Origin of the sequence: Amnibacterium endophyticum, assembly GCF_042680685.1 — a bacterium.
Lineage (GTDB): Bacteria > Actinomycetota > Actinomycetes > Actinomycetales > Microbacteriaceae > Amnibacterium > Amnibacterium endophyticum.
This window is the reverse complement of the sequence record NZ_JBHUEA010000001.1, coordinates 163072-182677: the sequence shown is the minus strand read 5'-3', so window position 1 is coordinate 182677 and position 19606 is coordinate 163072. Positions and strand designations below refer to the sequence as shown.

The 19606-nt window shown below is 74.3% G+C and carries 18 protein-coding genes; 8 read left to right on the top strand and 10 right to left on the bottom strand.

The genetic code is table 11. The annotated features are described in order from the left end of the window. Positions 1-20 precede the first annotated feature (20 nt). From ACFSBI_RS00905 to ACFSBI_RS00895, 3 genes are all read right to left on the bottom strand, one after another. Positions 21-659 carry a class F sortase gene (locus tag ACFSBI_RS00905; protein WP_377931301.1) on the bottom strand — a complete coding sequence of 213 codons (639 nt, stop codon included), beginning with the start codon at positions 657-659 and terminating at the stop codon, positions 21-23. Then, positions 652-1512 carry a DUF4397 domain-containing protein gene (locus ACFSBI_RS00900; RefSeq protein WP_377931300.1) on the bottom strand — a complete coding sequence of 287 codons (861 nt, stop codon included), beginning with the start codon at positions 1510-1512 and terminating at the stop codon, positions 652-654. The genes ACFSBI_RS00905 and ACFSBI_RS00900 overlap by 8 nt, the downstream gene beginning before the upstream one ends. Before the next feature lie 117 nt (positions 1513-1629). After that, positions 1630-2070, bottom strand: coding sequence for a metallopeptidase family protein (locus ACFSBI_RS00895; RefSeq protein ID WP_377931299.1), 441 nt, complete (start codon positions 2068-2070; stop codon positions 1630-1632). A 72-nt stretch (positions 2071-2142) separates the two neighbouring features. Here ACFSBI_RS00895 and ACFSBI_RS00890 point away from each other — a divergent pair, with 72 nt between their 5' ends. The 3 genes from ACFSBI_RS00890 (at position 2143) to ACFSBI_RS00880 (ending at position 5555) form a co-directional block, all read left to right on the top strand. Further along, a complete protein-coding gene (locus ACFSBI_RS00890; RefSeq protein WP_465252510.1) occupies positions 2143-2385 on the top strand; it encodes a DUF3499 family protein in 243 nt (80 codons plus the stop codon). Positions 2386-2528: 143 nt separating this feature from the next. Then, positions 2529-4034 (top strand): adenosylhomocysteinase, encoded by a 1506-nt coding sequence (gene ahcY, locus ACFSBI_RS00885; RefSeq protein ID WP_377931298.1) that lies wholly within the window; start codon positions 2529-2531, stop codon positions 4032-4034. A 33-nt stretch (positions 4035-4067) separates the two neighbouring features. Next, a complete protein-coding gene (locus tag ACFSBI_RS00880; protein ID WP_377931297.1) occupies positions 4068-5555 on the top strand; it encodes a hypothetical protein in 1488 nt (495 codons plus the stop codon). A gap of 222 nt (positions 5556-5777) precedes the next feature. Here ACFSBI_RS00880 and ACFSBI_RS00875 read toward each other — a convergent pair whose 3' ends face one another. Continuing rightward, entirely contained in the window at positions 5778-6614 is an 837-nt protein-coding gene (locus tag ACFSBI_RS00875; protein ID WP_377931296.1) for an RDD family protein, read from the bottom strand. 65 nt (positions 6615-6679) lie between these two features. Here ACFSBI_RS00875 and ACFSBI_RS00870 point away from each other — a divergent pair, with 65 nt between their 5' ends. Both ACFSBI_RS00870 and ACFSBI_RS00865 read left to right on the top strand, forming a co-directional pair. Continuing rightward, positions 6680-7675, top strand: coding sequence for a stage II sporulation protein M (locus ACFSBI_RS00870; RefSeq protein WP_377931295.1), 996 nt, complete (start codon positions 6680-6682; stop codon positions 7673-7675). A 1084-nt stretch (positions 7676-8759) separates the two neighbouring features. Continuing rightward, positions 8760-9134: a hypothetical protein gene (locus tag ACFSBI_RS00865; protein ID WP_377931294.1), complete on the top strand. Its 375-nt coding sequence runs from the start codon at positions 8760-8762 to the stop codon at positions 9132-9134. A gap of 259 nt (positions 9135-9393) precedes the next feature. Here ACFSBI_RS00865 and ACFSBI_RS00860 read toward each other — a convergent pair whose 3' ends face one another. The 6 genes from ACFSBI_RS00860 to ACFSBI_RS00835 form a co-directional block, all read right to left on the bottom strand. Next, positions 9394-9954 (bottom strand): PRC-barrel domain-containing protein, encoded by a 561-nt coding sequence (locus ACFSBI_RS00860; protein WP_377931293.1) that lies wholly within the window; start codon positions 9952-9954, stop codon positions 9394-9396. 92 nt (positions 9955-10046) lie between these two features. Further along, a complete protein-coding gene (locus tag ACFSBI_RS00855; protein ID WP_377931292.1) occupies positions 10047-11378 on the bottom strand; it encodes a DUF58 domain-containing protein in 1332 nt (443 codons plus the stop codon). Positions 11379-11500: 122 nt separating this feature from the next. Then, entirely contained in the window at positions 11501-12454 is a 954-nt protein-coding gene (locus ACFSBI_RS00850) for an AAA family ATPase (protein ID WP_377931291.1), read from the bottom strand. Continuing rightward, positions 12451-13638, bottom strand: a complete 1188-nt coding sequence (locus ACFSBI_RS00845) for a DUF4350 domain-containing protein (RefSeq protein WP_377931290.1) — start codon at positions 13636-13638, stop codon at positions 12451-12453. Before ACFSBI_RS00845 ends, ACFSBI_RS00850 begins: the two co-directional genes overlap by 4 nt. Continuing rightward, positions 13635-14285 (bottom strand): DUF4129 domain-containing protein, encoded by a 651-nt coding sequence (locus tag ACFSBI_RS00840; protein ID WP_377931289.1) that lies wholly within the window; start codon positions 14283-14285, stop codon positions 13635-13637. Before ACFSBI_RS00840 ends, ACFSBI_RS00845 begins: the two co-directional genes overlap by 4 nt. Next, on the bottom strand, positions 14282-15418 hold the full coding sequence (locus ACFSBI_RS00835; protein WP_377931288.1) for a DUF7847 domain-containing protein: 1137 nt from the start codon (positions 15416-15418) through the stop codon (positions 14282-14284). The genes ACFSBI_RS00840 and ACFSBI_RS00835 overlap by 4 nt, the downstream gene beginning before the upstream one ends. Positions 15419-15540: 122 nt before the next feature. Between ACFSBI_RS00835 and mtrA the strand changes: the two genes are divergently transcribed. Genes mtrA through ACFSBI_RS00820 form a run of 3 tightly spaced genes read left to right on the top strand, consistent with a single transcriptional unit; the run spans position 15541 to position 19564 of the window. Continuing rightward, positions 15541-16221, top strand: a complete 681-nt coding sequence (gene mtrA / locus ACFSBI_RS00830; protein ID WP_377931287.1) for an MtrAB system response regulator MtrA — start codon at positions 15541-15543, stop codon at positions 16219-16221. Between the two features lie 2 nt (positions 16222-16223). Then, complete coding sequence (gene mtrB, locus ACFSBI_RS00825; RefSeq protein WP_377931286.1) at positions 16224-17873, top strand: MtrAB system histidine kinase MtrB; 1650 nt, start codon at positions 16224-16226, stop codon at positions 17871-17873. Continuing rightward, the gene (locus ACFSBI_RS00820; RefSeq protein WP_377931285.1) at positions 17870-19564 is read left to right on the top strand and encodes an LpqB family beta-propeller domain-containing protein; all 1695 of its coding nucleotides are present in this window, start codon (positions 17870-17872) and stop codon (positions 19562-19564) included. The genes mtrB and ACFSBI_RS00820 overlap by 4 nt, the downstream gene beginning before the upstream one ends. Positions 19565-19606: the final 42 nt, after the last annotated feature.

Here is a 19606-nt window from a genome sequence, read left to right as displayed (position 1 = left end):
CGAGCCGCTGCGAGCAGCGCTCAGGCGCTGCGCGTCGCGTACACGATGACGTTCTCGCTGTAGATGTTGCGGGCGTCGTCCCAGGGGCCGCCGCAGGTGATCAGGCGGAGCTGCGCGTCCGGAGTCGGCCCGTAGACCGACTCCGTCGGGAAGCGGAACTTCGACACCGCCCGCGTCCGGTCGACCGTGAAGCGGACGGTGCTCCCGTCGCTCATCCGCACCGCGACCGACGCCCCCGGCTCGAGGTCGTGGAGGCGGTGGAAGACCGCGATGCGGTCGACCCAGTCGACGTGGCCGGCGATCACGGCCGGGCCCGTCTGCCCGGGCACGGTGCCCTTCGCGTACCAGCCCGCCTTGTCGAGCTCGTCCGAGGGCGGGGCCTCGAGGACGCCGGCCGCGTCCCGGGCCAGCTTCACCAGCGGGGCGTCCACGCCGATGCTCGGGATGACGACGCGCACCGGACGCGCGGTCGTCGAGGCGTCGGGCGCCTGCGGGACCGGGTCCTGCGGCGCAGCCGCCAGTCCCGTGTCGCGCGAGGGGGGCGCCGACGCGGAGGGGGCGCTCGTCGGGGCGGCGGACGGCGAAGGGGTCGCGCAGCCGGCCAGGGCGATCCCGGTCAGCAGCGCGACCGCGCCGAGCACGGCCCCGCGACTACGCATGCGCGCGTCGACGCCGCGCCGCTGCGACCCCGATGGTGCCGGCGGACGCGGCGACGAGCAGCGCGGCCAGGCCGGGCAGCAGCATCGACTCCTCCTCGGCCTGCTGGTGCACGAGGAAGCCGCCGCCGGTCGCGAGGTAGCCCTTCGGCAGGTCGCCCGCACTCGCGCTGTCGAGGACGCGCTTGATCGTCAGGCCGCCGTCCGCCTTCTCGAGCACGAAGAGGCTCGCGATCTGGCCCGACCTCAGGTCGACCCTGGAGGTGTCGGTGGCCGAGCCCTGCGTCGCCTCCAGCTCCCACTCGCCCGCGGGCACGTCGCTGTAGGCGGAGACGTCGCCGAGGGCCGCGTCCGACACGAGGGTCTTCCGGTCCCCGCTCGTCGCCGTGACGGTGACCGGCTGCCCGCCGGTCGCGGCCTGGATCACCCGGACGCTCGCGTCCCCGGCCGGCGGGGTCCGCAGGTCGTCCGGGATCACCTGCACCTTCAGGTCGCTGTTGCGGCCGAAGACGGCGACGGTCGTCGCGGCGCCCGCCTTCACGGTCATCGACGTCTGGATGACGGGCGTCGCCGACTCGGGGGAGCCCGCGGGCCGCATCGCGACCGCGTACTCGCCGGCCGGCAGCGCGAGGTAGTCGGAGACGGCGCCGTACGCGACGTCGTCGATCCGCGTCACGGAACCCCCGGTGTCGAGCGGGGCCAGCCGCACGTCGACCGACCGGGTGTCGGGGGAGAGGTGCGCGAGCCGGGCCCAGCCCGTCGAGGGCGCCGCGTGCGCGGGCAGCGCGGGCAGGAGGATCAGCGCGCTCGCCGCGACGAGGGCGGCGAGGAGGCGGCGGGGGTGCGCCAGGGGCATCGGGACTCCGATCCGGGTGCGACGGGGCGCCCGCCGGGTCAACGGGCGCGCGGTGACTTCGGCACCATGCCGTCGACGGCCTGGTCGGAGGGCGGATCCTCGGAGAACTCCCAGGGGTCAGAGGTCGCGGTAGCGCTCCGGAGCGAGGTCCCACGGATCGCGGCCGAGCAGCTCGGCGACGGCGCGGAAGACGCAGCCCTCGACGTGCATCCGCTGGTGCGCCTCGTCCTCCACCTGCGCGTGCGCGAGCCGCTCGATGGGCAGCCGGTAGAGCACCACCCGCCGGGCCGCGCTGTCGACCCACCAGCGGTCGAGCCCGTCGGCCGAGACGGACCGGGGGATCCCGGCGATCTCGAACGAGACGTTCGCGAGCTCGTCCGGCCAGAGCCCGCGCAGGTAGTCGGCGGTCTCGGCGACCGCGCTCTCGAACGACTCCGCCCGGGTGCGCAGCACCGGCAGGTGCGGCCCGGTGACCGACGAGCGCAGGCCGCGGCCGTGCCGGTTCCGCGCCGCTCCGCGCGGCGACGGGGGAAGCGACACGCGCCGGGAGCGGGCCATGCCGCGATGCTACGCGCCGCGCCGGTCGATGACGACATCGTGATCGGACGGCGTGCCTATCCTGACCGCGCAATGAAGATCGAACGGCCGTGCTCGCGCCAGACCTGCCGCGAGCCCGCCATCGCGACCCTCACCTACGTCTACGCCGACTCGATGGCGGTGCTCGGGCCGCTGATCGAGAAGGCGGAGCCGCACAGCTACGACCTCTGCGAGCACCACGCCGAGCGGTTGTCGGCGCCGCAGGGCTGGTCGGTCCTCCGCATCTCGGCGCCGGACGACGCGGCGCCCAGCCGCCCGGACCTCCGCGGCGTCTGACCCGCCGGCTCAGCCCTCCGTCCGGACCTCCGGCCTCGAACGGAGACCCGCCGGGCGGTCCTCCTGCTGCCGGGGCGCGGGTCCTGCTGGGGGCTCGAGCACCGCGCGCCGGCGAGGCGCGGAGCAAATGGAATGATGGCCGGATGAGTCTTCTGGACACGCCCCGCGGCGACACGGAGCCCGACAGTCCGACCCTCGAGTTCCAGGTCGCGGATCTCGACCTGGCCGAGGCCGGCCGCCACCAGATCCGCCTCGCCGAGCAGGAGATGCCGGGCCTGATGGCGCTGCGCGAGCGCTACGCCGAGTCCCGCCCGCTCGCCGGTGCCCGCATCGCCGGCTCGCTGCACATGACCGTGCAGACCGCGGTGCTGATCGAGACCCTCGTGACCCTCGGTGCGCAGGTGCGCTGGGCCAGCTGCAACATCTTCTCGACCCAGGACGAGGCGGCCGCGGCGGTCGTCGTCGGGCGCGACGGCACCCCGACGGACCCGCGCGGCGTGCCGGTGTTCGCCTGGAAGGGCGAGACCGTCGAGGAGTACTGGGACTGCGCGGAGCGCATCTTCGACTGGTCCACCGAGGCCGTCGCCGAGGGCGGCGACTACCTGGGCCCGACGATGATCCTCGACGACGGCGGCGACGCCACCCTCCTCGTGCAGCGCGGCGTGGAGTACGAGCGGGGCGACGGCGTCCCCGAGACCCGCGACGAGGACGGCGCGGAGCAGCGCGCGTTCCTCGACGTGCTGCGCCGATCCCTCGACCGCGATCCGGAGCGCTGGCAGCGGATCGCCGCCGACATTCGCGGCGTCTCGGAGGAGACGACCACCGGCGTGCACCGGCTGCTCGAGATGGACCGCGAGGGCACGCTGCTGTTCCCCGCGATCTCGGTGAACGACTCGGTGACGAAGAGCAAGTTCGACAACCGCTACGGCATCCGCCACTCCCTGGTCGACGGGCTGAACCGGGCCACCGACATCCTGATCGGCGGCAAGACCGCCTTCGTCGTCGGCTACGGCGACGTCGGCAAGGGCGCGGTCGACGCGCTGCGCGGCCAGGGCGCCCGCGTGATCGTCGGCGAGGTCGACCCGATCCTCGCCCTCCAGGCCGCGATGGACGGCTTCCAGGTCGCGCCGCTCGACGACGTCGTCGGGCAGGTCGACATCGTGGTCACGGCGACGGGCAACGACGGGGTCGTCACGGTCGACCACCTGCTCGGCCTGAAGCACCTCGCCGTGGTCGCGAACGTCGGCCACTTCGACACCGAGATCGACGTCGCCGGCCTCGAGACCCTCGAGGGCGCGGAGCGCATCCGCATCAAGCCGCAGGTCGACGAGTGGCGGCTGCCGAACGGGCGCAGCATCGTCGTGCTCTCCGAGGGCCGGCTGATGAACCTCGGCAACGCGACCGGGCACCCCTCCTTCGTCATGTCGATGAGCTTCACGAACCAGGTGCTGGCGCAGCTGGAGCTCTGGACGACCCCGGAGGCGTACCCGGTCAGCGTCGCGACGCTGCCGCGCGCGCTGGACGAGGAGGTCGCCCGCCTGCACCTCGACGCCCTCGGCGCGAAGCTGACGCGGCTGACCAAGCGCCAGGCGAAGTACCTCGGCGTCGACCGCGAGGGGCCGTTCAAGCCGGACACCTACCGCTACTGAGCGCGACCTGGTCCGCCCCGCTACCGTTGCCGGGTGGACCAGGCACCCCTGATCGTCTCCATCGTCGCGGTGGTACTCGGCGGCGCCGGGTTGATCGGCGGTGTGATCGGGTACGTGCAGGGGACGACCGCGGTCGCGCGGGCGACGCATGCGCGGCAGCGCGCCGTCGTGGCCGAGGAGGAGGCGCTGCAGGCGCGGGCCGCCGCGGAGGCGACCGCCCGGACGGCGGAGGCGCTCGCGGACCGGATGCGCGCCGCGGGCCTTTCGACGGGCGCGGTGCCGCTCGCGACCGGCGGCGTGCCGCTGACGACCGGGACCGGATCCGTGTCGGCGGCCGCGTCCGCGCCGACGGCGCGCAGGCGGGCCGAAGCACCGCCCGCGGCGTCTGCTCGGCCCGCGGCGCAGGCGCGCGCCGACGCACCGGCCGGGCCGCCGTCCAGGACTCCGTCCGCCGCGTCTCCCGCGACGTCGTCCAGCGGATCGCATGAGGCGGTGACTGCGCCGGAGTCAGACTCGGAGACGGCGCAGTCGACGGAGCCCGGCCCGGGTCGGACCCCTGAAGGCGTCGCCATCCGCGCCGTGCAGGTCCCTCGTCAGCCGGATCCGTCGACCGGAGCCGTCGACATCGCCCCTGCGCCCGTCCCGACCGGGAGCGGTCGGGACGCAGCCGCGGGCGATGCCCGGCCGGCTTCGGCCGTCGGGTCATCGGCCGAGCAGGAGGAGGCACCCTCGTCGACGCCCGACCCGGGCGACGACGTGAGCGCGTCGCCCGAGCGGACCGAGGCGCCGCGTCCCGCTGCTGCCCTCGACCCGATGGAGGAGGAGTCGTCGAGCGCCGAGGGTGTCGGGACGAGCGCATCCGAAGGCGAGCCCGCGGGCGAGGACGAGTCCGCTTCTGACCCGGAGGATCACTTCGACGTCGCGGACGCCCCGCGGGGCGCGGCCGATGACGACGAGGTGGACGGGACGACGCCCGCCGAGGCGATCTCGGATGACGAGGAGCCGACGGCCGCGGCCTCTGGCGACGTCGAGGCCGCACGGTCCGAGCCTGCGGCCGACGGCCCGGCGTCGGAGGACGGGGCGCCGGACTCGGACGGAGCCGCGCGGGACGAGCGGGGTCGGGTCGCCGCCGGTGCGCAGGGCGCTCCGACGATGGACTGGGCAGAGGTGCTGAAGACGGGGGCGATCCCGCTGCCGTCGATCTCGCGCGGCACCTATGCGGCCCCGCGCCGCCGCCCGCGCCCGACGGGGGAGGGGCCGGCGCGCTTCGAGCTGCGGGCGATCGGTCGGCAGCGCTTCGAGGCCGTGAACGTCGGCGGCGAGGTCGCCGACGACGCCCGGATCGAGGGCGGGGGCGACGACCCGCACCTCATCCGGCCGCTGTCCTCGCGCCCGTCGGCCGTGCAGCCCGCAGCGGCGCTCTCGTTCTCCGTGCTGCGGGTGGAGGGACGCCGCGCCGCCGTCGCGGTCGTGTGGACGAGCGGCGGCGAACCGATGCGGCAGGAGCTCCCGCTCGACTGACCCGCGCTCGCCGCGCGCGTACCCGCGCGACTCGCCTCGGGCGCGAATTCGACGCCCAGTGACGCATTCGGCGATCAGCAGCGCCGAACACGTCACCTGGCGCCAAATCCGCGGAGCCCGGCGCGCGTGCCAGCAGCACGTCGGGCTCGAGCGGAAGCAGTTCGCGACCTGCTGGGCGCGCTCCACGCACCCCTGCAGTCGGGTGAGGGCGGCGGCCCCGGATCAGCGGTCGGGGAAGCCGTGCGGCGCGGCCGGCAGGGACTGCTGCAGCTCCTGGAACCGCTGCTGCTCGAGCAGCAGCGCCGTGTACTCGCGCTGCCGGCGGATGGCGGCAACGGCGGCGAGCAGCAGCTCCGGCTCCGTCTCGACGGCGGGCGCGATGAAGGGCGCCGCCTCCGCCGCGAGCTCCTCCGCCGTGCGGCGCCGGCTCTCGGGCAGCATGCGGGGAGCGCGGGCGAGGAATGCCGCGATCCGCCGGGACAGGCGGTCGGGCAGTCGGGCGACGTCCGCGATCGCGGCCCACTCCTCGAGCGACGCCGGCACCCCGACCGCGTTCGAGGGCGGGCGCGGCACCCGTTCCTGCTGGCTGACGGTGCCGGCGAGCAGGTCACCGAGTCGCTTGCTGCGCCGGTTGAGCAGGCCGACGACGGCGGCGAGGCCGCCCGCGGTGAAGACGATCTCGGGCACGCCCATCAGGGCGCGGATGAAGGCGTGCCGCACGCCGATCGCGCCGCCGTCGTCCCGGACGATCCGCGCCCCGACCGCGAGCTTGCCGACGGAGCGGCCGCGGGTCGCGGTCTCGAGGATCGTGGGCAGCAGCACGAAGCAGACCACGAGGTCGACGATGACGAGCGCGCGATTGAGGGCGTCGTCGACGCCGAGCGCCGTCGCGAGCAGGCCGACGCCGAACATCAGCGCGAGGAAGAGGCCGAGCTCGATCAGGAAGTCGATCAGGGCGCCGAGGGCGCGCAGCGGCCAGCTGGTCGCGCGCACCTCCAGCGCCACGGCTTCGCCCGTGACGATGCCGAGGTCGTCCGGCACTGCGTTGATGGTGGACACGGCGCCTCCTCGTCCGTCGGACACGCTAGACGGCCGGGGTGACACGCGCGCCGTAGGCTCGGGGCGTGGACCTGGACGCGCTGCGCGCGGTGCGCGAGGGGGAGTGGACCCGGCTCGACGCGCTGTCCGCGAACTCGCGGCTGGACGGCCGGGAGAGCGACGAGCTGATCCTGCGGTACCAGGACGGGGCGGCGGACCTCTCCGCGATCACGACCACCGCCGGCTCGCAGGCGATCGGCGACCGGCTGTCGGTGAGCCTGTCGAAGGCGCGGATGCGCTTCACGGGGGCGGGGCGCGGGCTGTTCAGCCAGCTGCCCGCCTTCTTCCTGCTGCAGCTGCCCGCCGCGCTGTACCGGGTGCGCTGGTGGACCTTCTGGGTCGCGCTCGCCACGGTGGTCGTCGCGCTGATCTACGGCACCTGGGCCGCGAACGATCCCGCGGTACGCGCGACGTTCGGCAACGACGCGGACCTGCGGCGGCTGGTCGACCGCGAGTTCACGAACTACTACAGCGAGAACCCCGCCGCCTCGTTCGCCAGCCAGGTGTGGACGAACAACGCGTTCATCGCGGCGCAGTGCATCGCGTTCGGCATCGTCGGCGTCTACGTGCCGCTGATCCTGCTGCAGAACGCGATGAACGTCGGCATCACCGGGGGCGTGCTGGTCGGCTACGGGCGGGCCGACACCTTCTTCCTCTACATCGCACCGCACGGGCTGCTGGAGCTGACGAGCGTCTTCGTCGCCGGCGCCGCGGGCCTCCGGATCTTCTGGTCGTGGATCGCGCCGGGCGCCCGCACGCGCGGGCAGGCGCTCGCGGAGGACGGACGGGCGCTCTTCGCGGTCGCCGTCGGGCTCGCGATCTCCCTGTTCGTCTCCGGGATCATCGAGGGCTTCGTGACCGGCTCGAGCCTGCCCTGGCCGGTCAAGATCGGCATCGGGGCGCTGGCGCTCGCGGCGTTCCTCTTCTACATGCTGTTCGTCGGCCGCCGCGCGGCGCGCGCGGGCGAGACGGGCGACGTCGACCCCTTCACCGCGGGAGCGAAGCGCATCGTCGCGGAGTGAGCCCCCACCGCATGTGAATAAGTGGAGCGCCGGGCGCCCACGAGGCCTACGGTGGCGGGGTGCGGAGGGGGATATTCCTGCCGGGGGCGCTCGCTGCAGTCATGCTCTGCTTGACCTGTATTGGGTGCACGGAGCAGCCGCTCGCAACGACAACCTCGACGCCTTCGGCCTTTTTGACAAGTGATGAGGCCTACCGTGCCGCACGTCAAACCTACGAGGATTATCTACGAATCTCTGCCCTCGTTGCCTCGCGTCGAGGCGCTAGCCCTGATCGCTTCTCCCCTTACTTAACGGCAGAGGCTATTGACCGTGAGCGAACTGACTATGAAGCATTGCGAGAGTCCGACGTGCACATCGAAGGTGAAGCGCACCTTCTGGCATTCAAGTTGCAGGTGTTCGACCCGGCCCGACGCAAGTTGACCGCACTCGCCTGCGTCGACCTCGGCGGTACTCGTGTCGTCGATGCTGGCGGTGATGATGTCACGCCCGGCGGGCGCTCTGACCAACAAACGAGTCTGGCCTCCTTCATTGTTGAACGGAATGGGGTCAAGTTGCAGGAGAATGGGACGTGGGACGGCCCAAGCATCTGCCCGGTGTAATTGCAATAGGCGTGCTCTCGGCTGCCCTAGTTGGTGGTGCGCAGCCCGCGGTTGCTGCATCGAGCGCGAGTTGTTCAGTCGTCGCGCAGATGCTCAAGAGGTGTGCGTCAGCTCATTCTGACGTGAGTGCGGTCAACCTCGAGGGGCATGAGAGGCGGCAGCCTAGTGCTTCCGCGTCGAGAGGCAGTGCCCGCTCTGGCGCACCTGTTGAGGGTCCTCATGCTTTACAGTCGCGAGTTATTGGGCAGCGAGATCTGCGGGCGTCCATTGTGAAATTGTGCGCCTCGAGCGTGTCGTGCGAGGGGCGCCAGGCCGCGTCCTTGAACCCCTTCTTCTCGGCTTCCGTCGAGGTTGAGAAGGAGCCGGCGCGATCGCCGCAGCCCGCCGAGGATGTAGGCCAGGGTGTTCGCGCTATCACGATCGAGGATCTCGCGCGCTTTCTTCCTGCGAACGTCACGCTGCACGCTGAGCCGGAGGGGTGGGCTGTGGTCGGGGTACCGGCGAACTTCTGGACCTCCGTCTCGCCCGTCACGGTGCAGGGCGAGCTGCTCGGGGAGGAAGCCGATGTGCGGTTCGCGCCGCGGCTCTACGAGTGGCAGTACGGCGACGGCGAGTCGAGGACGACGACCACGGGCGGCTCGAGCTGGTCCGGCGCCGGGCAGGAGGAGCTGTCCGCCACTGCGACCAGCCACGTCTACACGGCGAAGATCACGGCGCAGGCGGCCGTCATCGTCTACTGGTCAGCGGAGTACCGCTTCGCCGGCGGGGCCTGGGTTCCGGTCGCGGGTGCCGTTGCGAGCACCTCACCCCAGCAGCGGATGCTGGTCGTGAAGGAGCGAACCGTACTGACGGCTCGTTGACGCCTGGAAGTCGGTCGCGCGCCGCTGTCCGCCGTGTCCGAAGCCGGATGTCAGCGGTTCCGGCTGCCGCTCGACTCGGCGCGGACGAGGTTGGAGACGGGTCGTACCTCGCGCGGTAGCCGTGCCCTCGCGCTATGGGTATGCCTACCGCGCGGAGGTCGGACTACCGCGCGACGTGGTGGTGCCACCGCGCGAGGTGGTGACCGCCTTCGCTGACGCGGGTCACCACGCGATGCGGTGCCGCGCGACCGCCTCGGGCTCAGCTCTGCTTCGGCTCTTCCGACGGGTCGCTCGAGCGGCTCAGCATGTGGCCCGAGACGCCCTCGGTGCGCTCCTCGGCGGCGGCCTCCATGGCCTTGCCGAGGTCGCGCTGCTCCAGCAGCGGCGCCTCGTGAGCGGAACCCGTCTCATCGCGATCGTCGTCGACCATGTCGACATCCTGGACGCTGTAACTGATCGTTCCGTCCTCGACGAACAGGTCGGGGTCCAGGTCCTCGCGCGGGTACCGCACCGTCGGGATGCCGTAGTGGCGGCAGATCAGCTCGTGCTCCGCGATCGAGAGCGGCGCGTCCAGGTCCACGGGCGGCGCCGTCCGGGCGCTGCTTCTGGTGACGGCTGCGTGCAGCGCCCGCTCGTCCCAGTCGGCACCGGCGAGCGGCACCAGCACCTCGCCGCCGAACACGCCGAGCCGGACCCCCACCCAGGTCGGCGCCTCGGTCCCCTCGTCGACGAACACCTGCCGGACCTCCCCGATCCGGTCGCTCTCCTGATCCAGCACGATCGCGCCGATCAGGCGCCCCGACTCCCTCGCGGTCAACATGTCCCCTCCAAGCCTCAACCGTGCGGTGAGCGCCTGGGGGAAGCATCGAAGCCGCCTGGGCCCGAGATGGACGAACCCGCTGAGTTCGTCGCTCAGAGCCGGCCGGCCGCCTTCAGTGCGAGGTATCGGTCGGCGAGGGCGGGAGGGAGGTCCTCCGGCGCCGCCGCGACCACCTGCGCACCGAGTCGGCCCGCGGCGGCGGCGCTGCGGCCCGCCTCGAGGAGGCTGCGCTCCGCGGCGGCGGCGAGGTAGGCGGACTGCAGGTCGGGCCGCTCCGTCGTCATCGTCTGCACCGCCGGGTCGGTGACGCTCGCGATCACCACGGTGTGCTTCGTGCTCAGCTGCGGCAGCATCCCGAGCAGGCTGCGCGCGCTGCCCGCGCCCTCCAGCGGCGTGAGCAGCACGACCAGCGCCCGCTGGGACGTCAGCGCCCGCACCTGGGCGGGCACCCCGGCCCAGTCCGTCTCGAGCAGCTCCGGCTCGATCGGCGCCATCGCGTCCACCATCCGGTGCAGCACGTCCGCCGGCGGGGCGTCGTGCACGCGGCCCCGCACCCGGCGGTCCCAGACGATGAGGTCGACGCGGTCGCCCGCGCGGGTGGCGAGCGCGGTCAGCAGCAGCGCCGACTCGAACGCCGTGTCGAGCCGCGGCTCGTCGGCGATGCGCGCCGCGGCCGTGCGTCCCGAGTCGACCACGATGACGACGCGGCGGTCCCGCTCGGGACGCCACGTGCGCACCATGAGGCGCTGCCCGGCGCCGGGGAGCGCGGCGTTGCGCGCCGTCGCGCGCCAGTCGATCGACCGGACGTCGTCGCCGCGCACGTACTCGCGCAGCGAGTCGAACTCCGTGCCCTGCCCCCGCACCTGCAGCAGCGTGCGCCCGTCGAGCTCGCGCAGGCGCGCGAGGCGGGACGGCAGGTGGCGACGGCTGCGGAAGGGCGGGAGCACGCGGATCGCGCCCGGCGCGGTCAGCACCACCTGGCGGGCGGCGACGCCGAGGGGGCCGAGCGAGCGGACGGTCACGTGCTCCGCCTGCCGCTCGCCGCGCCGCACGGGCGTGAGCGTTGCTCGGAAGGCGCGACGCTCGCCGCCCGGCAGGTCGAGTCGCCACCGGGTCGGCGCCGCGCCTGCCGAGGGCTGCCACGCGTCGCGGAGCAGGCCGTGCATCCGGCGGTCGCCGAGGTTCGTGACGAGCAGGCTCGCCTCCACGGGCTCACCGAGGCGGACCGCCTGCGGCAGCTCCCGCTCGAGGCGGAGACGGCGCGGGCTCGGCGCGACCGCGAGGTCGATCACGATCAGCAGCACGACGAGCAGCAGCCAGGCGATGAGCGTGCCGACCGCCCAGCCGACGCCGGCGGCACCGAGGAGGACCTCCGGCACGATCCCGAGGAGCAGCAGCAGCGGAACTCGCCCCGTCAGCGCCATGCGTCAGACCGTCCTCGCGAGCCGGGGTGGTCTCGAGGCTCCGCTGCGCTCCGCACCTCGACCGGCGGTGCGGGCGCTGCGCTGCACACCTCGACCAGCGGTGCGGGCGGCGATAGGAGGGGTCACAGGGGGACCTGCACCGTGGCGAGGATGCTGCGGAGGACCGAGTCGATCGAGACGCCCTCCAGCTCCGCCTCCGGCCGCAGGCGGATGCGGTGGCGCAGGACCGGCAGCGCCATGTCCTGCACGTGGTCCGGCGTCAGCGCGTCCGCGCCCTGCAGCCACGCCCACGAGCGGGAGGCGGCGAGCAGCGCCGCCGCACCGCGCGGGGAGACGCCGAGCTGCACCGACGGCGCCTGCCGCGTGCCGCGGACGAGGTCGACGACGTAGGCGAGGACGTCCGGCGAGGCCCGCACGTCGCGCACGGCCGCCCTCGCCGCGCGCAGCTGCTCGGGCGTCAGCACCGGCTGCAGGCCCGCCGCACCGAGGTCGCGCGGGTCGAAGCCGGCCGCGTGCCGCACGAGCACCTCGACCTCCTCGTCCCGCGCCGGCAGGTCGAGCACCAGCTTCATGAGGAAGCGGTCCAACTGCGCCTCGGGCAGTGTGTAGGTGCCCTCGTACTCGACCGGGTTCTGCGTCGCGGCGACGAGGAACGGGTCCGGCAGCGGGCGGGAGACCCCGTCGACCGTCACCTGCCGCTCCTCCATCGCCTCGAGCAGCGCCGACTGCGTCTTCGGCGGGGTCCGGTTGATCTCGTCGGCGAGCAGCAGGTTCGTGAAGACCGGGCCCGCCCGGAAGTCGAACCGGCCGGTGCCCGCGTCGAAGACCGTCGACCCGGTGACGTCGCCCGGCATCAGGTCGGGGGTGAACTGCACGCGCGTGGTCTCGAGCGCGAGCGAGGCCGACAGGGATCGCACCAGGAGCGTCTTCGCCACGCCGGGCACGCCCTCGAGCAGCACGTGGCCGCGGGCGAGCAGCGCCACGATCAGGCCGCTGACCGCGGCCTCCTGCCCGACCACCGCCTTGCCCACCTCGGTGCGGACGGCGGCCAGGCGCTCGCGCAGGTCGTCGGTCATCGGGTTCCCTTCGTCGGGGCGCCGCCCGGCAGCACCGCGGCGCGCACCGCGGCCTCCAGGTCGGCCAGGTCGTCGGAGATGCGGACGAGGTCGCGGTCGCCCCGCGGCTCCTCCACGAGCAGCAGCTGCCGCACCCGGTCGAGGTGCAGCCCGGTCGCGCGGCTCGCGGCCGCCGCGACCTCGTCGACGGAGGCGGAGCGGCCGAGCCCCAGCACCGGGGCCATCCTGCCGATCGCGCCGATGCGGAGGGCGTCCGCCGCGCGGAGGTGCGCGCGGCCCCGCTCGTACAGCCGGGCGCGGCCCTCGACCGTCTCCCGGGAGCGCACGGCGACCGGCAGCCGCTCGATCACGACCGGACCCAGCCGTCGGCCGCGCCAGAGCGCGGCCCCGAGGCCGGCGAGCAGCAGCAGCGCGGCCACGGGGGTGACCCAGGCCGGGGTGAGGTCCTGCAGGGTGCGGTCCGACGGCCCGAGCAGCTCGAGCGGGTCCGGGGCGTACCAGACGAGCCGCTCCGTCGCGCCGAGTGCGCCGAGAGCGACCGCGGCGTTGCCCGCCACGGCGATGTGCTCGTTCGTGTACGCCTGCGCGTCGGCGAGCAGGAGGACGCGCGCGCCGCCGGTGCGCAGCGTCACGAGCTGCCCGGCGCCGCCGCGGTCGCGGAAGCAGACGGTCGCACCGGAGCCGCGCAGCGAGCGGGTCACGCCCTCGAGCGACAGCCCGCCGGCGCGGCGGGCGAGCCCCAGGTCGCAGTCGGCGGCGACCGTGCGGCCGCGGGGCGCGCCGGCCGCGCGGATGTCGGGAGCGAGCCGGCGCAGCGTCCCGGTCGACGGTGCGACGACGATGACGCGGTCGTGCGCGGCGAGCAGCCCGTCCCAGGCGGAGCTCGGCAGCAGGCCGGCCGAGTCGTCGACGAGCAGCGCGCCACCGGTGCGCCGCGCCGCGTCCAGGGCCGTGGTCGTTCGCACGGTCACGCCCTCCTGCCGCAGCACCTGCGCGAGCGCCCGCGCCCCCGCCGGCGCCGTCGAGGTCGGGTCGAAGGTCCCTCCCACCCGGGACGCGGCGGTGGCGACCAGCTGCACCACGACGATCGCGAGCACCACCGCAGCGGCGATCAGCCAGAAGCGGGCGCGGCGGAGCGTGCGGCCGAGCGTCGGGGTGTTGGCCGGTGCCGCGGTCGCCGTCACGCGGGCACCGGTGCGTCGCGGAGCGGACGCGCGGCCGCGAGCCGGTCGTCGAGCCCGGCGACGCCCTCCGCGTCCTCGCGCGTGGCGCTCCTGCCGGCGTAGCGGACGCCGTCGAAGAGCACGGCCGCGTCGCGGAGCGGCCCGCGCTCCTGCGGGAAGGGATCAGCCGCCGCACGGGCCAGGGCGACCGCGGTCGTGCCGGGGAACAGGGCCACGAGCGTGCGCTCGTCCAGGCCGCGGGCGAGCGCCCGGAAGCGGTCCAGCACGGCGGCGTCGAAGTCGCCGCGGGCGAGCGCGGCGGCGGCCGCCCGGCGCAGCTCGTCGGCGGTCCTCGAGTCGTCGTCGCCGAACAGCCCGGCCGCGGCCCGTCCCCGGCGGTTGAAGCGGGGCACCCCGAACAGCAGCAGCGCGACGACCAGCGCGACGACGAGCAGCGCCAGCGCGATCGCCAGCAGCAGGGGCGGCGCGCCGGAGCGGCTGGCGTCGAAGAGCCCCGTGAACCAGTCGAGGAAGGCGGTGGCGACCCGGTCGAACAGGGTCGGCTGCGCCGCCGCGTACTCGGGCTTCGCCAGCTCGTCGAGCAGCAGCCGTCGCGCCGCGTCGCCGTCGGGCGCGACGGGGACGGTCGCGAGGACCGGGACCGTCATCGCGCGGTGCTGAACGGGTCGGCGCCGTCCTCCTCGACGGCCCGCTGCATCGCGAGGTCGAGGCCCTCGCGCCGCATCCGCTGGTCCAGGTAGACGAGGCCCAGCACGCCCACCTGCGCGACCTGCCCGACGCCCTGCACGATCACCCCGACGATCGTCGCGGGCAGCGAGGTGAGCAGCAGCGTCCCGAGCGCGGACGCGTTCTCGAGGTCGCCGCCCGCGTTCGGGGCGAGCAGGCCGCCGACGGCGCCGCCGATGATGCTGAACGGGATGCTGACCACCTGCGCGGCGATCCCGACCATGACGGTGACGAGCGCGACGAGGCCGAGCGTGCGCCAGAAGGAGCCGCGCAGCAGCGTCCAGCTGCGCCGGATCGCGGCGAGCACGCCGAGGCGCTCGAGCACGACGGCGGACGGCACGGTCGCGACCTTGATCGCGATGAAGAGGTAGGCGGCGATGAAGCCGAGCCCGCCGAGGACGCCGACGAGGGCGGCGATGATCGGGCCGGTGTCGCCGGCCTGCGCGACGAGCGCCACGAGCAGCACCAGCAGACCGATGGCGACGACCTGCGCGACGCCGAGCAGCAGCGCGACGCCGATCAGGGGCAGCACGCGGCGCCAGGCGATCCGCAGCGCGGCACCGAGCGCGATGCGCTCGCCGAGCGCCGCCCGGGCCACGACCGTCACGAGCAGCCCCTGCAGGAGCGCCGTAGTCAAGATCGTGACGGCGAAGGTGAGCAGCCCGAAGAGGACGCCGCCGCCGATCGTGCCGGCGAGGATCTGCGCCCGGTCGGCGTCCGTCGCCGCGCGCTGGAAGCGGTCGAGCGAGGTGAGGCCGAGGCCCGCGATGCCGCCGAAGACGAGCGCGGTCTGCAGGACCGACACCGCGAGGGCCGGGACGACGGTCGCCCGCGGGTTCCACCGGATCAGCCCGAAGGCCGCGCCGAGCAGCTGCCCGAAGGACAGCGGGTGCAGCGGGATGAGCCCCCGCTTCGGCGGCGGCCGGTACGCCGAAGGGGCGGGCGGCGGCGGCGCGGCCTCCGGCGGCTGCCACCCCGGCACGCGCTCGCCGTAGCGCGGCGGCTCCTCCCGGCCCCCGGAGGGAGAGGCCCACCCGCTGGTGCCGTCGGTCACTCGGCAATCGTCCCACGGGGCTGCGACGCCGGCCGCGGACACGACGCGCGCGCCCTCCACGTCCCGCCGTCGATTACGCTGACCAGCGGTTCCGCGTCCCCGCGCGGGCGGTGCGGAGCGTGATGAGCGGACGGATCCTCGTCGTCGACGACGACACGGCGCTGGCCGAGATGGTCGGCATCGTGCTGTCGAGCGAGGGCTTCGAGCCGGTCTTCTGCGCCGACGGGGCCGAGGCGATGGGCGCGTTCCGCACGACCCGTCCCGACCTGGTCCTGCTCGACCTGATGCTGCCGGGCGTCGACGGCATCGAGGTGTGCCGCTCCATCCGCGGCGAGAGCGGCGCGCCGATCATCATGCTGACCGCGAAGTCCGACACGTCGGACGTCGTCACGGGTCTCGAGGCGGGCGCGGACGACTACATCGTCAAGCCCTTCGACCCGAAGGAGCTCGTCGCCCGCATCCGCACCCGCCTGCGCCCGCCGCCCGGCGACGCGGTGCCGCGGCTGCGGATCGGCGACCTCACCGTCGACGCCGCCGGGCACGAGGTCTCGCGGGCGGGCTCGGTCATCGCGCTCACGCCGCTCGAGTTCGACCTGCTGCACACGCTGGCCTCCAAGCCCCACCAGGTCTTCACCCGCGAGATGCTGCTCGAGCAGGTCTGGGGCTACCACTACAAGGCCGACACCCGGCTCGTGAACGTGCACGTGCAGCGGCTCCGCGCGAAGGTCGAGGTCGACCCCGAGAACCCGCGGATCGTCACCACGGTCCGCGGCGTCGGCTACCGGGCCGGCGCCGCCCTCTAGCCATGTCGGAGCCGCGCCCGAGCACCCCGCCGACGCTCGCGGCGGCGGTCGCGGCGCGCCGCGCACGGGTGCTGCTCGGATCGCCGCGGCGGCTGTGGCGGCGCTCCATGCGGGTGCGCACCGTGCTGATCACGCTCGTGCTGTCCTCCGTCGCGCTGCTGGCGGTCGGGACCGTCGTGTCGTACACGATCGGCCAGGGGCTCTTCAACGACCGGCGCGACCAGGTGCTCGCGGAGTCGTCCAGAGCGGCCGCGGCGGCGGCGCAGGCCGCGTCCGCGACGGCGACGACGCTCGATCCCTCCACCCTGACCGCGGCTTCGCGCAACGCCGTCGCGACCGCGCAGACGATCGCTCGCGCCGACGCGTACGTGCTCTACAGCAGCACCGGAACGCTCTACAGCAGCAGCGGCACGATCCAGGTCGGAGAGGGCACGCTGCCCGTCGACAGCCTGCGAGCCGCGCTCGATCGCGCCGACGACGGCGCGCAGCTGTGGCAGTCGGTGGCGATCCGTCGTGGAGGGTCCGTCCACCCCGGCATCGCCGTGGCCGACACCCTGCGGTACGGGACCGTGCAGGGGCAGCTGTTCCTCGTCTACGACCTGCAGGACGTGCAGGACACGCTCGACGTCGTGCAGCGCGCGCTGCTGATCGGCGGCCTCGCGCTGCTCGTGCTGATCGCCGGGGTCGTGACCTTCGTCTCCGGACTCGTGACGGCGCCGCTCAAGCAGGCCGCCGCGACCAGCGAGCAGCTCGCCGCGGGGCGGCTGGAGCAGCGGATCCCGGTGCGGGGGGAGGACGCGGTCGCCACCCTGGCGAGCTCCTTCAACCGCATGGCCGAGAGCCTGCAGCGGCAGATCTCCCAGCTCGCGAACCTGTCGCGGGTCCAGCAGCGGTTCGTGTCCGACGTGTCGCACGAGCTGCGGACCCCGCTGACGACCATCCGGCTCGCGAGCGACGTGCTGTACGACAACCGGGCCCGCTACGACGCGCCGACCGCGCGGTCGGCGGAGCTGCTGCGCACGCAGGTGCAGCGGTTCGAGTCGCTGCTGGCGGACCTCCTCGAGATCAGCCGGATGGACGCCCGCGCCGCGGAGGTCGCCGGCGAGCCCGCCAGCCTCGTCGACATCGCGACGGAGACGATCGACGCGCTGAGCGGCCTCGCCGGCGAGACGGGGTCGCGGGTGGAGCTCGTCACCCCGGGCGGGCACGCGCCCGTCGACGTCGACGCCCGGCGCATCACGCGGATCGTCCGGAACCTGCTCGCCAACGCCCTCGAGCACGGGGAGGGGCGCCCCGTCGTGGTGACCGTGGACAGCAGCGCCGACGCGGTCGCCCTCGGCGTGCGGGACCACGGGATCGGGATGTCCGCGGAGGACGCGGGGCGGGTCTTCGACCGCTTCTGGCGTGCGGACCCGAGCCGCCAGCGCCGGGTCGGCGGCACGGGGCTCGGGCTCGCGATCAGCCTGGAGGACGCGATGCTGCACGGCGGCGCGCTCGAGGTCTGGAGCCGGCCCGGCGAGGGCGCGAACTTCGTGCTCACGCTGCCGCGGGGAGACGGTCCGACCGCGGACCGGCCCGTCCCGCTCCGTCCCGACGACGTCGGCGCGCGCCCGAGCACGCGGACCGGCCGTACCGCGGCGGTCGCGACGTGAACGCCCCGCGGCTCGGCGGCGCGATCGGCGCGCTGGTCGCCGTGCTCCTCCTCAGCGCCTGCGCCGTCGTCCCGGACACCGGGCCCGTGAGGACCTCGGTGCCGCAGGCGCCCGGCAACGACCCCGCCGCGGTGTTCCTGCCGAACCCCCCGCAGGACGGGATGAGCCCGCAGGACGTCGTCCGCGGCTTCGTCACCGCGGCCAGCGCCGGCCAGGACTACCGTGTCGCGAAGGAGTTCCTGACGCCCGCCTTCGCCCGGTCCTGGCGGCCGAACGCGTCCGTGCTCATCCACGCGACGCCGTGGGGTGTGGACGCCGCCGACGGCGACCGAGTCCGGCTCACGGTGCCGACGGTGGCGCAGGTCGACGGCGACGGGCGCTACACGGCGATCCCGCGGACCGTGTCGAGCACCTACCAACTGACCCAGGTGCGCGGGCAGTGGCGGATCAGCGACGGGCCGGACCAGGTCGTGCTGACGCAGGCCGTGTTCCCGCAGGTGTTCGTCGCGACGCAGCTGCAGTTCTTCGCGCCCGGGTACTCCCGGCTCGTGCCGGACGTCCGATGGTTCCCCCGGCAGACGGCGGCCCCGTCGTCGAGCGTGGCGCCGAGCGTCGCCCCCGCCGCGGTGGTCCAGGCCTTGCTGAACGGCCAGGCGCCGATGCTGCAGCAGGTGACCCTGCCGGTCTTCCCGGCCGGTACCGCGCTCGCGGCGCCGGTGCGGACGTCGGACGGCGTGACGACCGTGTCGATCACGCTGCCGGGCGGGATGCCGTCGGAGCGCGACACCGACCGCATCCAGCAGGCGCTCGCGCCGTCGCTCGGGCGCTCCATCGCCTCGCTCCGGCTCGTCGTGAACGGGCGGACGGCGCCCGTCGCTCCGCAGCCGGAGCTGCAGCAGCCGACGAGCAGCGAGCCGCTCGTCGTCAGCGGAGGCCGCTTCGGCGCGCTCAGCGCGCAGGGGACGCTGAGCGAGGACCGCGAGCTCGGGCCGCGCATCGTGCAGCAGGATCCGAGCGCGATCACCGTGTCCGCTCAGCAGCGGATCGCGGCCGTGCTGAACGGGCGGGGGCAGGTCGTCGCGGTCACCCGCGGCGGCACCCGGGTCGTCGACGACCGGCGGGACCTGGCGGCGCCGACGCTCGATCAGCGCGGCTGGATCTACTCGGTGCCCGAGAACGAGCCCGGGGGGCTGCGTGTGAGCCGTGCGGACGGGACCTCCTCGGACGTGTCGTCCGAGCTGGACACCACCGGCGTCATCTCCATCGAGGCGTCGACGGACGGCACACGGCTGCTCGTGCTGCGGCGGACCGGCGCCGGCACGGAGGCGTACGTGGCCGGGATCCTGCGCGACGGGAGCGGCCGGCCGACCGGGCTCACCACCGACCGCATCACGATCGACGTGGACCCCACCGCCACCGCGCTCGATGCGACCTGGGTCGACCAGTCGACCGTCGCGGTCCTCACGAGCAACGCGTCGGCGCAGAACGTGGTGCAGGTGCAGCTCGGGGGCCTGTCCACCCAGCTCGCGCTGCTGTCGAACGCCCGCACGATCGTCGGGGCGACCGGGCAGCAGGACCTGCGGGTTCTCTCCCGCACGGGCGGGCTGCTCGTCTGGTCGCCGTCCGCCAGCGTCTGGGCCGTCGTGACTCCCGCCTCCGTCGACATCGACGTGCTCGCCGTGCAGCGCTGAACCGCTCCTCCCCAGGCATCCTTCCGAGGCGGGTCGCCCGGC

What these genes read in the sequence shown, in the direction of transcription:
- ahcY (WP_377931298.1), top strand. Translation starts at nt 2,529, where the DNA reads ATGAGTCTTCTGGACACGCCCCGCGGCGACACGGAGCCCGACAGTCCG.
- ACFSBI_RS00860 (WP_377931293.1), bottom strand. Translation starts at nt 9,954, where the DNA reads ATGTTGACCGCGAGGGAGTCGGGGCGCCTGATCGGCGCGATCGTGCTG.
- ACFSBI_RS00890 (WP_465252510.1), top strand. Translation starts at nt 2,143, where the DNA reads ATGAAGATCGAACGGCCGTGCTCGCGCCAGACCTGCCGCGAGCCCGCC.
- ACFSBI_RS00895 (WP_377931299.1), bottom strand. Translation starts at nt 2,070, where the DNA reads ATGGCCCGCTCCCGGCGCGTGTCGCTTCCCCCGTCGCCGCGCGGAGCG.
- ACFSBI_RS00840 (WP_377931289.1), bottom strand. Translation starts at nt 14,285, where the DNA reads ATGACGGTCCCGGTCCTCGCGACCGTCCCCGTCGCGCCCGACGGCGAC.
- ACFSBI_RS00855 (WP_377931292.1), bottom strand. Translation starts at nt 11,378, where the DNA reads ATGGCGCTGACGGGGCGAGTTCCGCTGCTGCTGCTCCTCGGGATCGTG.
- ACFSBI_RS00900 (WP_377931300.1), bottom strand. Translation starts at nt 1,512, where the DNA reads ATGCCCCTGGCGCACCCCCGCCGCCTCCTCGCCGCCCTCGTCGCGGCG.
- ACFSBI_RS00905 (WP_377931301.1), bottom strand. Translation starts at nt 659, where the DNA reads ATGCGTAGTCGCGGGGCCGTGCTCGGCGCGGTCGCGCTGCTGACCGGG.
- ACFSBI_RS00850 (WP_377931291.1), bottom strand. Translation starts at nt 12,454, where the DNA reads ATGACCGACGACCTGCGCGAGCGCCTGGCCGCCGTCCGCACCGAGGTG.
- mtrA (WP_377931287.1), top strand. Translation starts at nt 15,541, where the DNA reads ATGAGCGGACGGATCCTCGTCGTCGACGACGACACGGCGCTGGCCGAG.
- mtrB (WP_377931286.1), top strand. Translation starts at nt 16,224, where the DNA reads ATGTCGGAGCCGCGCCCGAGCACCCCGCCGACGCTCGCGGCGGCGGTC.